A 14,419-nucleotide genomic window follows, 5' to 3' on the forward strand; every position below is an offset into this window, starting at 1 on the left:
CAGTAATGGAGAGTAAAAATGAGTACCGAGTGTAATAAAGGTCGTCGAACATTTATCAAGTCCGCATTTACTGTGGCATCCGCGTTAGCGATTGCCAAGGTAGCTCCGACATGGGCTACGCCTCAGGGGCGCAACTTTAAAGATCAAATTCTGACAACCGATGAAATTGACCTGACTATTGCGAAGTCTTCTTTACTGGTTGGCAATAAGGTTGGCAGACCGATAACCATTAACGGACAAATGCCGGGCCCTCTGATTCGTTTACAAGAGGGCCAGCGAGCCAAGCTAAATGTGACAAACAGGTTATCTGAAGACACTTCTATCCACTGGCATGGCATTATCTTGCCTGAAAACATGGATGGCGTACCGGGAGTCTCATTTGAGGGAATAAAACCAGGCCGAACCTTTAAATACCGGTATGACGTTGAACAAAACGGAACCTATTGGTATCACAGCCACTCTGGCTTGCAAGAACAGCTCGGACACTTAGGCCCTTTAGTTATTGAGCCCAAAGACGGTGACCTCGGAGCTGATCGAGAGCACACCATTATTCTTAGCGACTGGACATTTGCTGATCCGGATGAAGTGTTTCGCAACTTGAAAGTTGCCGAAGGCTATTATAACTACCAAAAACGAACGATAGCCGAGACTTTTGAAGATATTCGTCAGCAAGGTCTGGAAAAAACCTGGAAGCAACGTGAAATGTGGGGACAGATGCGCATGAGTCCCCGCGATATAGCTGATGTGACCGGTAGTACCTACACCTACCTTATGAATGGTCGTGATTCTGCAATGAACTGGTCAGCATTGTTCAAGCCGGGTGAGAAAGTACGACTTCGTATTATCAACGGCTCGGCTATGAGCTTTTTTGACGTTCGTATTCCCGGTCTTGAAATGACCGTAGTGGCAGCAGATGGCCAGCCCGTTAAACCGGTGCCCGTTGACGAGTTCCGTATCGGTGTTGCTGAGACCTATGATGTCATTGTTCAGCCCAAGGATAACAAGGCTTACACGATTTTTGCGGAAAGCTTTGATCGCAGCGGTTATGTCCGGGGCACATTAACACCAGAAATTGGCCTTGAAGCAGCCGTTCCTAAGCTACGGCCGACACCTGAACGGGGTATGGCAGCAATGGGCATGGGCAGCGGTCACATGAAACACAAAATGAGCCACAAGAAAGAGCTCCCGGTCGAAAATATAAAAATTGAGCACAGTGAAGGTGGTCATGGAGCAGCCGCAGCTATGATTGCGGCGAATCCAACGAGTCGTCTGCACGAGCCAGGAATAGGGCTGGAGGATGTTGACCATAAAGTACTGGTTTATACCGACCTCGTTGGGGCACAAGAGTGGCCGGACACCCGGGAGCCCGAGCGTCAAATTGAACTGCATTTAACCGGCAATATGGAGCGGTATATGTGGTCGTTTGATGGCACAACGTTTACGGAGGTTGACGGCCCAGTTCAGTTTTATCATGGCGAGCGCCTGAGACTGGTGATGGTGAACGATACCATGATGGATCACCCGATACATTTGCATGGTATGTGGATGGAGCTGGAAAATGGACAATATCCACGCCCACGCAAACACACGATTAGTCTTAAACCGAGTGAAAAAGTATCGCTACTGATATCGGCTGATGCCCTCGGCAGCTGGGCGTTTCACTGCCATCTGCTCTACCATATGAAGGCGGGCATGTTTCGTGTGGTCAATGTCGCATAAGGAGAAAGACTATGTTCGCTAAATTACTATTAGTTGGCGCGGCGCTATTACCTGGAGTCGCGCTGGCTGGCCACGCAGAAGAAGACTGGCCCGAACCGATAAAAGAATATTATACCGGCCAGGTCTTATTTGATCGACTGGAAATCTCGCGGACTGATGAAGAAAAAAATGCTGCTGTCTGGGACATGATGGCCTGGTACGGCGGGGACTATCATCGTGTTGTATTTAAAAGTGAGGGTGAGAATATTCAAGATGATGGAAAGCCAACTCATCTTGAAAGCGCAGAGTTGATGTATGGCTATCTGGTTTCCGCTTTTTGGTCGCTTCAGGTGGGCATCGGTACCCGAGGAGAACTATCATCCGATAGTTCAATGGAAAACTATGCCGTTGTCAGCTTTATGGGGTTGGCACCCTATTGGTTTGAGATGGATAACTCGTTGATGCTTAACGAAGAGGGAGATGTACAGTTTGTCAGCGAAACAGAGTATGAATGGCAACTGACTCAGACATCTTACCTGCAGCCGCGTGTTGAGCTAACGGCAAATCTGACCGAATCGGAAGAGTACCAGCGGCAAAGTGGGTTCAGCAATTTGCGTGTTGGCTTGCGCTATCGTCATGAGTTCAGTCGTGAGTTCGCGCCTTATATTGGGGTTTACTGGAACTCTGCATTGGGGAATACTGCAGACCGACTTGAACATATGGACCAAGACACCACTGAAACAGGCTGGGTCATAGGCGCCAGAGTTTGGTTTTAAACTATTGAGGAAACAACATGAAAAATTTACTTAAATTGGTATTTATTACTGCCTTTTTCTTTAGTGCCTGGGCAAATGCGCACGTCGACCTTACCGCCAGTACTCCTGAGGATGGCGCAACGTTATCCGAAGCGCCAACGGAAATCGCTATGAGTTTTTCCGACGAGGTGCGTCTGGCTAACGTCATGCTGCATTCTGACGATGGTAAAATGCACCCGATTGATTTTTCAATGAATATGACACCGAAAACTTCGTACGATATAGCGGTTAAAAACGACTTATCAGCAGGCGGTTACACCGTTTACTGGACAGCTATGGGCGGCGACAGTCATAAAATATCAGGTGACTTTAGTTTTACGGTGAAATAATGACCCTATGGGCTGTGGCCAGTATTCTTATACTGGCTTCTATACTTTGGTTGAATGCGGTTATCACAGCTACACTTAGCTAAAAAAAGGAGCTAGTGATGGCAGAGCATGATCATGAAAACCGCAGCGAGGACTATCATAAAAACAGCTTAAGCCTGTGGGGAGCCGTATCGCTTGGTACTGGTGTTATGATTGGGGCTGGTATCTTCGCACTTACGGGCCAGGTTGCTCAACTGGCAAGAGAATGGTTTGTGCTTGCCTTTGTTTGCGGCGGCATTATCGCTGGCTTTAGTGCCTATTCATATGTAAAGCTTGCCAAAGCCTACCCGTCCGCTGGCGGTATTGCTATGTTTCTCAGTAAGGCTTATGGAAAAGGAAGTGTGACGGCTATATTCGCACTTCTAATGTATTTTTCCATGGTGATCAACGAGAGCTTGGTCGCGCGAACGTTTGCTTCTTATACCAGCCAACTTATTCCTTTTGATGGGCAATGGCTTATTCCGCTACTGGCTGTTGCTTTATTGCTTTTTGCTTTCCTCATCAATATTTTAAGTAATGAGTTTATTCAAACTTTTTCTTTTTTCATGGCATTTGTGAAAGCGGCAGGCCTGGTGGTTTTAGCCGCTGGGGGTCTTTGGGCTTCGGGTGTCCAATTTGAGTCAATTTCTGTTCTTCCAGAAGAAGCAACAACAGGTGGGGTTTTAGCAGGTATTGCTTTGAGCATCCTGGCGTATAAAGGTTTCACAACTATAACGAACAGTGGGGGTGAAATTGTCGAGCCGAAGAAAAATGTCGGGCGAGCTATTATTATCTCATTGGTAATGTGTACCGGCATTTACGTTTTAGTCACACTTGCCGTTGGCTCTAGCTTATCGATCAGTGAAATTGTTAAAGCAAAAGATTACTCTCTTGCTGAGGCGGCAAAGCCAGTTTATGGCGAAGTCGGGCTATGGGTGACTGTAGCGTTCGCAATAGTGGCAACTGTTTCTGGCGTTATAGCCAGCGCTTTCGCGGTGTCCAGAATGTTGGCAATGCTAACGAATATGAAGTTGGTGCCGCACAGTCACTTTGGTATGCCGGGGACAATCCAAAAGCATACGCTTGTTTATACCATTGTCATGGCAATGGTCCTGTCAGTATTTTTCGATTTAAGCCGGATAGCTTCGCTCGGTGCGATTTTTTATATTGTTATGGATATAGCTATTCATTGGGGAGTGCTAAGGCATCTCAGGCACGAGGTTAATGCCAATATTTATATACTACTTAGTGCCATAGTGTTGGATATTATCGTCTTGGTCGCTTTTGTCTGGATAAAATGGAACAGTGATCCACTTGTTATATGGGCGTCACTAATAGGAATGGCACTGATAGCAGCTGGCGAAGTGCTGTTTTTACGTAAAAAGCGATGATCTGGACTTTTGTGGGCGTCTGCCAGAGCCAGCTATAGCAAAAACGCCGATTAATCAGCACAAAGGTGCAAAGTCTCGGTTGAATAGGCGATCAGAGTCGGGCATTCGGCGATGAAAGCGGCGCCCACCAGCATAGCGGGACCATCGGCGATGCCAAGTACTTCGAATACAGGTAAATCCGCAATTTTAACATTCATTGCCGGGTAGCAGCGCGATCCGATGCATAGATTGCTAACCGCAGCGGTGTAGCTTTCTGTGCCACGACCATCGATGCCGCGGGATCCGCCTTCTTTTATGGCGACTTCATTGCTTTCCGTCGATAGCCCGGCAAGGCTAGCTGAGCGCCAATTAAGAGTACCAACGCGCGCAGCACTATCGAGTACGGCGGCAACAGGTTGGCCGTCGAGCATCACATTAAATTGTACGAAACCTGGCTGAATACCGGCGTGAAAGTCGAGGCCAAGTTCACTGACACCTAAATCCGAGTAGGAAGCTGGACTTTGGAAAAGCGTGAGGGCTGCGCCGGGTACATCAATTGCGACATCAAAGCGAGACAGCACATCAACCCCCAGAATACCTTCGACTTGCCGACCATTATATTCACGGAACGCGCTGACATCAGCGACTACCGCATTCACGTCGTCCACAGCCAGGTGGGCTAGCTTCAGCCCTCGCAGTGTAACTACTTCCATCACTATCGAGCCGGTTGCTCCCTGAACCTCAAGCTGGTCGATATCCGCAGCAGCAAGGCTCAGTTTGTCACGCAGACTGCTAGAGATTACGGACTTTCCAGCGGCGGTGTCGAGAATGAAGTAATGTTTTCCAGCCCCTTCGATTTGGATGGGGACAAGGATGCGCTCCTCCAAATAGCTAATGGGAAGACGAACCGACTCTGCCGCAAAGGCAGAGGCGGTCATAAAAAGTAACAAGGCGGCAGACAGCAGGCCGAACCGAAGATTTAACACATTGCTAATTGTCGTTATCATTAGCTTTTAGTTCCGGATCATATTTCTCAAACCAGTCCCGAGTCATTAACTGAGTGCGCAAATAATTTGAAGGAATTGACCCTGTTCCGTGATACTCGCCCTTCATAGCGACTAAACGGGTTGGTACCCCGCGGATTTTTAGCGCTGAAAAGTATTGTTCTGCCTCTTCAAAGGGTGTTCTGAGATCTTTGTCGCCTGTCATTAACAGCACTGGTGTATTGACTTTACCCACCATTTGCAGAGTAGAGTCTTTTAGCCAATCTTCGGGATTTTCCCAAAAAGGCTCATCGAAAAAGCGGTGAACCCAAGCCGGCACGTCAGAGTAGCCCGCCATAGCGATCCAGCTGGTAACCGGGCAACGTGAGACTGCGCTTTTAAATCGATCCGTAACAGCCACTAAGTACGTTGTTAAAACGCCGCCGCCTGAGCAACCGGTTACAAATAAGCGATTCGGATCAACGGCTCCGGTGTCGATAGCGGCATCGACGCCATTAAGCAAATCCGCTCCATCCCGAGGGCCGGGATACATCCCCTGAATGGCGTTAGCGAACTCGGCGCCATAACCTGTGCTACCCCGGGGGTTGGTATATAACACTACGTAGCCGTTCGCAGCAAAATCCTGAAAGGTAAAGTTAAAGCCGTTGTTATACATAGCGTGTGGGCCGCCATGTATATATAACACCATGGGATAGCGTTTACCTTCCTGATAATCTGGTGGCATCACCATCCAGCCTTGTACGCGGGTATCATCGGTGCTATCGAACCAAATCTCCCTGACTTCGCCAAAATTGCTGTTGGCAAAGATGTCTTCGTTAAGTTTAGTCAATTGTTGCGAAACGGCGTTAGCGCCGATATAAACGTCTGCAGGCTGCTGCCCGGCTGAGCGTGTGTAGCCTAATGTTCCGTCATTTGCGATGGAGTCCAGCTGGACAACTTGTTCACCCGAGGTTATCGACTCTACTTTGCCAGCTAAGTTGGTGCGATGTACGTTGACACTGCCGTGCTTCCCGTAGGTAAAGTATACAGCTTCTGAGTTTGAGCCCCACAAGACAGTTTCTGGTGGACCGGCCAGATCGCCAACCAAGCGACGCTGATTACTACCATCAGCATCCATAATATATAAGTGCGTGTGGCGATAGGTATCTTCTGCCCATTCCGGAGCCCCGATATAAGCGACATGCTTACCGTCAGGAGATACCGAGGGTGAGTGGTAGTAACCTTCTTCCGGAGTGATAGGTTCTACTTCACCGGAAGACAGTTTTACGCGATAAATGAGAGATTTAAAAACATCAATATCCGCATCTTCGCGGGGTTGCCCGTCAAAATAAAGATACTCTCCGTCAGCGCTCCATGATACTTCGCCTCCGGTAGCGATGCCCCCAATTCGGCGCATGGATACATTCCACTCACCTTCGGTGAGTTGTCGTGGGGTTCCACCGTCAGCTGGCACCACAAAAAGGTGATCAAAGCCGGTATTGGTCATCCCAACGCGATCTTGACGATAGTGAAGCGTATCCATTACGTAGGGGTCTTCATTCCATTGTGCACCGGGTGGCTTGCCAGGTAACTCCATGCTCCACTTATTGCTTTTAATCGTTCTTGCAATATAGGCAATGTGTTTACCGTCTGGAGACCAGGCATAATTGCGGGGCTGCAATGCATGATGAGTAATCTGAGACGTTGCTTCAGTGCTGTCCATATAGCGAACAAATAATTGTGCTGAGTCATTATCACCGGCAGAGACATAGGCGATGCGATCTCCTTCCGGCGACCACTTTACGTTACTGCCTTTTAGTAAAAAAGCGTGCTTTGACCCATCTGGCTTGACTTGCCAGACCTCACTGCGGGATTTGTCGTTAAAAGCATCGATTCCGTTTCGTGTGTAAAGTACCAGACTGGCATCGGGAGAAAGTTGAACATTGCCTGGCCGTTCAAAGTCGAGCCACTGCTCGGTTTTTATTGGCTCCTTCGCAAACGCGGCGAAGCCAGTTGTTAACGCAAGCGCGGCGATCAGAATGTGTTTTTTCATATTATTTTCTTTATTGTCCAAGACGGGGTGTTTAAATTATTAGCAAACCGCTGGTCAATTATCAATCAATTGTTGATCCGATGATAACAAAGAACATTCTGGAGCCGTGAAATCGTTATGGGCAAATAAAAAAGCCATTACCGTATTGCGAATCAATCTCATTTGTATTATCTTTTGCGCCAATTATTTTTGTGCAAACATAACTGAGGTTGTCTGTGAACAAACTGTCAAAAATCGCATTATCTTTAGCATTAACTGGCTTGCCACTAAGTGTCCTTGCCGAAAGCCCTCAACAGACCGAACAGGTAATGGAGCGCCTGAAAGTAACTGGTGAAAAGGAACAAGGCTATCGCACTTCGGCGGCGGAAGGGGCAACTAAGCTTGATTTAAGTATTCAGGAAACCCCGCAAACGATCACCGTCATTACCCGCGAGCAAATTGAAGACTTTGGCTTGAATGATATGAATTCAGTTATCGAAAGTGCCGCGGCGGTTAATGTCGAAAACGTCGAAACTGATCGTGTGTACTATACCTCGCGTGGCTTCGAGTTGAATAACTTTCAGATTGACGGCCTTGGCCTGCCGTTGATCAACAGTAACACTCATGGCCGGATTGATACGGCGCTTTATGAACGTGTCGAAGTGGTTCATGGCGCAAACGGCATTATGACCGGGGTCGGCAGTCCGGCAGCGACGATCAATATGGTTCGTAAGCGGCCAACTTCCGACACTCAAGTCAGCTTAAAGGGACAGCTAGGCTCCTGGAGTCAGCAGCGTGTTGAGCTGGATGCCTCGGGTAAGTTTAACGACCGTATTCGCGGGCGCTTTGTTGCTGCAACGGACAGTGGTGAGTCTTATTTAGACCGCTACGAAAATGATACTCAGGTGTTTTATGCCGTGGCGGATTTCGCGTTAACTGACAATGCGTTACTGACAGTTGGCCACAGTGAAACCCGGAGTGACTCAGATGGCAATATGTGGGGTGCTTTAACGCTCTATTACGGCGACGGCACAGCAACCAATTTTGATGAGTCAACCAATATTGCTGCTGACTGGTCTTTCTGGGATGTGAGCGAAAGCCGCAGCTTTATCGATTTTGAAGCCGCTCTGTCCGATCAATGGGCTTTGCGTGCAGCCTACAATCGTGTCCGTACTGACGAAGATAGTCAGCTGTTTTATACCTATCTGGCTGATGCACAAGCAGGCCTGGATCCGGAAACCGGTCTGGGCCTGATTGGCTATGGCAGCGAATACGATCTGGATGATGAGCAGGATATGCTGGACGTCTATGTCAATGGGAGCTTCTCTGCCTGGGGTCAACTACATGAGGTGGTAATTGGCGCCAATTATTCGCGCCTGGATTATGTTGATTCCTCTTTGTATGACTTCCACACTGGCAATGGCTTCCCGGTAATGCCGGCGCTGGATGAGTGGAATGGTGATACCCCGTTACCGGAATTTACTGACGGCCAGTCGGGAAGTGTTATCGACAATACGCAAAAAGCAATATACGGCCAGGCTCGATTCGCTTTGACGAATGATTTTAAAGTGTTAGTGGGCGGCCGTTATAATGACTTTACTACTGACGGAGTGGGCTACGGTGTCGATCAAACCCGTGATGATGCGCAGTTTATTCCTTATTTCGGTGTCACCTACAACGTCAATGACGCTATCACAACCTACGCCTCTTATACTGAAACTTTTGTTGCACAGACTGAAGTGAATCGTAATTTCGAGCGTTTGGATCCGTTAACCGGTAAAAACTCAGAGATCGGTATTAAGGCTGAGGTTTTTAACCAATCCGCCTTACTGACCGCGGCTTATTTTAATGTCGAGCAGGACAACCTGGCAGTCAGCGACGGTGACGCGGTGAATCCTGAAACGGATGTTCCGGAGCCCGTTTATCGTGCAGCCGACGGCGTCAGCAGTGATGGTATTGAGTTGTCATTGGCGGGGCAAATTATTGAAGGTTTGCAGGGTAGCGTGTCAGCAACGGTGTTTGATGTCGATGGCGATAGCTTGATCGAAGATTACACGCCAGAAAAGCTATTCCGTACCTCACTGACTTACCAGTTGCCGACATTGCCGCAACTAAAAATTGGCGCCTCTTATCAATGGCAGGATAAGACCTCGCGCGCACAGGGTCCAGTGGGTGATATGTACGCCAACACTGGTGAAACCATTGTTACCCGCCAGCCGGCTTATGGCTTGTTGGGGCTAATGGCGAGCTATCAGGTTACCGACAACCTGAGTGTTCGGATTAATGGCTATAACCTGACCGACGAAAAATACTTGAACAGTTTGTACTGGGCACAAGGTTTTTATGGCGCGCCTGCAAACTATTCAGCAACGGTCAAATACAGCTTTTAATCTATGAAAAAACAACTCCATAAAATTCATGGTTGGACCGGGATCATATTAATGATCCCGTTTCTTATTGTCTGTCTGACTGGCAGCATTGTGGTGTTCAAAACTGAACTGGACGCGTGGTTGATGCCAGAATTGGCAACCGTCGACGCTAACGGGCGTGAGCGCATGCCCTTTGATGTGCTGACCGATCGGATTAACCATCAGCTGCCCGATTATGAAATTGGCAGCTGGGAGATCTTTCCCGCGGGATATTCCGAAGCTGATCGGATTTTTGTGATAAAAGAGGGTACTGACGAATGGCATAAGGCTCATCTAAACCCTTATACGGGTGAGCTTCTTAGTCAGCCGACTGAGTCGGGACATTATCTGACCGACTGGCTGGTAGAGCTGCACTACACTTTGCTACTGAATGACATCGACGGGCTGGAAGAACAGCTGGGTGTTATTATCAGCTTTGTACTGTCAATATTTTTGGTTTTTATGGGGATCTCCGGGTTGGTTATCTACCGGCGATTTTGGGCCCGCCTGTTTACCCTCCGCTGGGATCAGCGCTTGTTAGTGGTATTTAGCGATCTACATAAAATGGGGGGTACTCTAGCGTCACCTATCCTATTAGTTATTGGTATAACCGGCGGCTACTATAGCGGCTTAATCTACTACGAGGAGTGGAAAGAGCACAGTGCCGGCGAACAGCATCACATCATGCAGGAACGTCTGTATGCCGACTCAGTTAATATTGATGCGTTGGTAGAGAATAGTCGTGACTACATAGACGGGTTTAATCCTACTTACCTGTTGTTTCCGTATGAGCCGGAATTTCCGTTTACGGTATTTGGTCGCGCACCGACAGCCAATCCATTGCTGAGCAACTATGGCAGTGTGGTTAACTTTGATGCCCAAACCGGTGAGTACCTGAGTACCTATAACCTGAACGAGCAAGGAGTTTTGGCGAAAACACTGGATAGTACCAGGCGGCTGCATTTTGGCACATTTGCCGGCTTGACGACTAAAATCATCTGGTGCGTAGTGGGTCTGGTCCCACTGTTGCTTGCCGTTACAGGCGGCTATCTTTGGTGGCAACGGCGCTCTAAGCGAGCGCGAAAATCACGATCATAAAAGTCGGCTAAGACCGGGGTTCAGATAACCGGATAATGGGTTTTATTGTTACCCCGTTTTGCTGATCTGCAAGCGCGCTATTAATCTCGTCGAGAGAGTAAAAGCGGACCAGCTTCTGCAGCGGGAAGCGGCCCTCCATAATTAGCTCAACGAGTTGCGGGATGAACTGCTGCGGCTGACTATCGCCCTGAGTTACGCCGCGGATCGAAATGCCGCGCTTTAGCAGTGCTCCCAGATTAACGGGAAGCACCGCATCATTGGCGGCAGCGGTAACAATGGCGAGCTTACCACGCAGAGCAAGCGCTTCGAGTACCTGCTCGATCACCTCGGTAACGCCACTGGTATCCAGGGCTGTATCCACTGACCCGGCCGTTACCGCGCTGATTTTATCCTGCACAGACTCACTGCCGGCAGGATCGATCACATGGTGTGCGCCAAGCTCCAGGGCCAGTTTGCGCCGTTCTGCATTTGGCTCAATGACGACAATAGGCCGACAAGCCTTTACGGCAATTCGCACAGGCACCACAAAAATTAAAACTAATAACAACGGGATCACCCGGCGCTACAGAAGAAACGTGACTGCCGACGCGCTCTACAATTCCGGCCCCCTCATGCCCCAGAACAAACGGGGCTGGTAACTCAACAGAGCCATCACGGACGCTTATGTCAGTATGACAGACCCCTGTCGCCGTCAGACGCACCAGTACTTCATCATCACGCAGCGACGGCTCACAAATTTTTTCCAGCTGTGCCTCTTGCTTATTTGCATGAAAAACGGCCGCTACAAAACGTGATTCAGTCATTGGAAACTCCCTGAAATATATACTGGTTTATATCGTTAAAATATTTTTTTTTAGTGAGGCGGAAACAGGCGTTTAAAAATAAAATGTGACGGCGTATAAATCAGCAGGATAAAGCCAGCCGTCAGCAAAGGAAGATAAACCAGCGGCGATAAGGAAGTACGCTGTTCACCGAAACCATACACCCAATTAATATTTTGCTCTGGCCCGCTAAGAAGATAAGTTAGCGGTATGACGATTAACGCGATAATAATCTGCAGCGGGTAAGCCCGCTTGTCGTAGCCGTACTTTATCAGCATCAGCAGCAGCACTGGCGGTAAGGCCAAGTGAAAAGTCGCTGATAATAACTTAATTAGCCCGGCAGTATCATCCTTAAACATATATAGAGCTACCTGAGTCAGTTGTCCGCCAGAGAAAAAATCAGCAGCCCAGGAGAGCTCCAGCAGCAGCACGGCAACTGCCATGGTACTGGCAATTAAGCGGTTTTCCAGCCAAAGTGCCGGCACCATAAGAATCAGAGCTATATCCGAAAACCATAAAAAGTTAGTCGGCCCAAGCCTATGCCAGTAAACCGGTATAATGATTAGTGTCATTATGGTGTAGGCGATTTTCAGCCATAAAGGAATTCGCTGCTGTCCTGCCATATAACCCGCCCTTTGTTCATCTGTACTAAGGTTAGTCATGAGTTAAGCTTATACAAAAAACAGCAACACATTAAATTAGCGGTGCAAATTTTCGTATTTGCAGTCTGCGACACGCTATATATAGTGATGGGTAGCCAGAGAAAGTCGGGGAGCCAGGATGGCATTAGAAGTTACACTACTAACGGTCTTTTTTGCGGCGTTGATTACCGCTTTGACCACTGGTCTGGGCGCCATACCGCTGGCCTTTAGTAAAAATATTGGTAAAAAGTGGCTCAGCATTGGCGCAGCAACGGCTTCCGGATTGATGCTGGCGGCAAGCCATGGGCTTATCGAAGAAGGCATGAGAAAAGATCAGTGGCTGACTGCAGCCGGCATCCTCATTGGTCTGGTTCTTGTTTATTGGGCGTTTCGCTGGATTGATCAGAAAGGCGGCCCCGATGTCAGCGAATTAAATGAGGCGGATGCAAAAAAAGCTTTACTCATTGTGGGGGTAATGACAGCGCACTCTTTTGCCGAAGGTATTGGAGTTGGCGTTTCCTATGGCGGTGGCGAAGAGCTGGGAATTTTTATTACCGCAGCGATTGCGGTACATAATATTCCTGAAGGTCTGGCTATTTCTCTTATTCTGGTACCGCGGGGGATTAGCGTAATAAAAGCCAGTGGCTGGAGTATTTTTAGCAGCCTGCCGCAGCCATTGTTGGCGATTCCCGCGTTTTTATTTGTCAGTATTTTCAAACCCTTTCTTCCCATCGGCTTAGGTTTGGCAGCTGGTGCTATGATTTGGATGATATTTGCCGAGCTTTTACCTGATGCCAGTAAGGAGCTTGAGCCGGCAACTATCGGTTTAATTGTCGTTTTTGCTTTTTTATGCATGACCCTATTTCAGATTTCTATACAGTAACCGACTACAGGAGCTTACTTTATGTCAGACGCTGCGCGCTCTTGCGATCATGAAGGCTCATCCAGAAAACAGCTGATCAGCCAGTACCAGCAGGTACGTAAGCAGACCATGGAGCTAACTCAGGGGTTAAGTGCAGAGGATATGATGTTGCAGTCGATGCCCGATGCCAGTCCGGCTAAGTGGCACCTCGCTCATACCACCTGGTTTTTTGAAACCTTTTTACTACAGCCGCATTTAGCCGGTTATCAGTCGTACGACGAAGCGTATCAGTACTTATTTAATTCTTACTATGAAACCGTCGGCGATCGTCATCCACGCCCGTTGCGCGGGATACTGTCCCGGCCGTCTCTGCAACAGGTAGCAGGTTACCGACAGTATGTCGATGAGGCCATGCTGCAGCTATTACAGTCGTCTACGGCAGATATTGAGGCGGCGGTTACCATTGGCCTGCACCACGAGATGCAACATCAGGAGCTACTACAAACTGATATTAAACATGCGCTGTCTCTTAACCCTTACGCGTTAAGTCAGGCCGGGACGACAGCAGAGCACTCAAAGAGTGCTGCTAATAGCGAAAAAGAGCCAGAATTTTTGCCGTTTAAAGGGGGACTGGCTTTTATTGGCACTAATGCCGAGTCCTGTTTTGCTTATGATTGCGAACAGCCGCGCCATCAGGTTTTTGTTCCGGAGTTTAGCCTGTGTGAACGCCTGGTTACTAATGCCGAGTGGCTGGATTTTATGGCAGACGATGGTTACCAGCGACCCAGGCTTTGGCTGTCTGATGGTTGGGCAACAGTCCAAAAAGAAGGCTGGCAATCTCCGTTGTATTGGCAGCAAATTGACGGGCAGTGGTTTACCATAAAAAACCACAAGCGTGAATTATTAGACTTGGCGGCTCCGGTTTGCCATATTAGTTACTACGAAGCCGAGGCCTTTGCGCGCTGGCGCGGTTGCCGCTTACCAACGGAGTTTGAATGGGAGTACGCCGCCCAGTTCGTTGAAACGGAAGGCAACTTTCTTGAACAAGGGCATAATCTGCCGCAACCGGTGTGCGGCGATGGCAAGTCTGTAAAGCAAATGTTCGGAGACGCCTGGGAATGGACGCAAAGCCCATTCATTCCGTATCCGGGGTTTAGTGTGCCGGACGGAGCACTGGCGGAATACAACGGCAAGTTTATGGCTAATCAGTGGGTTTTGCGCGGCGGCTCATGTGCCACGGCTGCGCAACAAATGCGTTTAACTTACCGTAACTTTTTTTATGCGCACCAGCGCTGGCAATTTACCAGCCTGCGCTTGGCCAAATAAAATCTAATGACCGGGAGA

At 48.6% G+C, this 14,419-nt stretch carries 13 protein-coding genes; 8 read left to right on the forward strand and 5 right to left on the reverse strand.

From position 1 onward, the window contains the following. Positions 1-18 precede the first annotated feature (18 nt). From LG288_RS00545 to LG288_RS00560, 4 genes are all read left to right on the forward strand, one after another. Positions 19-1,719, forward strand: a complete 1,701-nt coding sequence (locus LG288_RS00545; protein ID WP_404400975.1) for a copper resistance system multicopper oxidase — start codon at positions 19-21, stop codon at positions 1,717-1,719. An 11-nt stretch (positions 1,720-1,730) separates the two neighbouring features. Beyond that, complete coding sequence (locus tag LG288_RS00550; RefSeq protein WP_404400977.1) at positions 1,731-2,474, forward strand: copper resistance protein B; 744 nt, start codon at positions 1,731-1,733, stop codon at positions 2,472-2,474. 17 nt (positions 2,475-2,491) lie between these two features. Next, positions 2,492-2,842, forward strand: a complete 351-nt coding sequence (locus LG288_RS00555) for a copper resistance protein CopC (RefSeq protein ID WP_404400979.1) — start codon at positions 2,492-2,494, stop codon at positions 2,840-2,842. 98 nt (positions 2,843-2,940) lie between these two features. Beyond that, on the forward strand, positions 2,941-4,251 hold the full coding sequence (locus LG288_RS00560) for an APC family permease (RefSeq protein ID WP_404400981.1): 1,311 nt from the start codon (positions 2,941-2,943) through the stop codon (positions 4,249-4,251). 50 nt (positions 4,252-4,301) lie between these two features. On the opposite strand, the gene LG288_RS00565 is transcribed toward LG288_RS00560, so the two are convergent. Next, entirely contained in the window at positions 4,302-5,237 is a 936-nt protein-coding gene (locus tag LG288_RS00565) for a retropepsin-like aspartic protease (RefSeq protein ID WP_404400983.1), read from the reverse strand. Further along, complete coding sequence (locus tag LG288_RS00570; RefSeq protein ID WP_404400985.1) at positions 5,221-7,266, reverse strand: S9 family peptidase; 2,046 nt, start codon at positions 7,264-7,266, stop codon at positions 5,221-5,223. The genes LG288_RS00565 and LG288_RS00570 overlap by 17 nt, the downstream gene beginning before the upstream one ends. Before the next feature lie 215 nt (positions 7,267-7,481). On the opposite strand from LG288_RS00570, the gene LG288_RS00575 reads away from it, so the two are divergent. Together LG288_RS00575 and LG288_RS00580 are read left to right on the forward strand one after the other, a co-directional pair. Further along, complete coding sequence (locus tag LG288_RS00575; protein WP_404400987.1) at positions 7,482-9,635, forward strand: TonB-dependent siderophore receptor; 2,154 nt, start codon at positions 7,482-7,484, stop codon at positions 9,633-9,635. Between the two features lie 3 nt (positions 9,636-9,638). After that, positions 9,639-10,751: a PepSY-associated TM helix domain-containing protein gene (locus tag LG288_RS00580; protein ID WP_404400989.1), complete on the forward strand. Its 1,113-nt coding sequence runs from the start codon at positions 9,639-9,641 to the stop codon at positions 10,749-10,751. A gap of 7 nt (positions 10,752-10,758) precedes the next feature. Here the strand turns inward: LG288_RS00580 and LG288_RS00585 are convergent, their stop codons facing one another. The 3 genes from LG288_RS00585 to LG288_RS00595 are packed head-to-tail and all read right to left on the reverse strand — an operon-like array spanning position 10,759 to position 12,195. After that, the gene (locus LG288_RS00585) at positions 10,759-11,268 is read right to left on the reverse strand and encodes a zinc-binding dehydrogenase (protein ID WP_404400991.1); all 510 of its coding nucleotides are present in this window, start codon (positions 11,266-11,268) and stop codon (positions 10,759-10,761) included. Continuing rightward, positions 11,225-11,554, reverse strand: a complete 330-nt coding sequence (locus tag LG288_RS00590; protein WP_404400993.1) for an alcohol dehydrogenase catalytic domain-containing protein — start codon at positions 11,552-11,554, stop codon at positions 11,225-11,227. The genes LG288_RS00585 and LG288_RS00590 overlap by 44 nt, the downstream gene beginning before the upstream one ends. 50 nt (positions 11,555-11,604) lie before the next feature. Beyond that, positions 11,605-12,195, reverse strand: coding sequence for a hypothetical protein (locus LG288_RS00595; protein WP_404400995.1), 591 nt, complete (start codon positions 12,193-12,195; stop codon positions 11,605-11,607). Between the two features lie 157 nt (positions 12,196-12,352). On the opposite strand from LG288_RS00595, the gene LG288_RS00600 reads away from it, so the two are divergent. Beyond that, a complete protein-coding gene (locus LG288_RS00600; RefSeq protein WP_404400997.1) occupies positions 12,353-13,096 on the forward strand; it encodes a ZIP family metal transporter in 744 nt (247 codons plus the stop codon). Between the two features lie 21 nt (positions 13,097-13,117). Beyond that, on the forward strand, positions 13,118-14,401 hold the full coding sequence (gene egtB / locus LG288_RS00605; RefSeq protein WP_404400999.1) for an ergothioneine biosynthesis protein EgtB: 1,284 nt from the start codon (positions 13,118-13,120) through the stop codon (positions 14,399-14,401). Positions 14,402-14,419 lie beyond the last annotated feature (18 nt).

Origin of the sequence: Idiomarina seosinensis (assembly GCF_044797955.1) — a bacterium.
GTDB lineage: Bacteria > Pseudomonadota > Gammaproteobacteria > Enterobacterales > Alteromonadaceae > Idiomarina > Idiomarina seosinensis_A.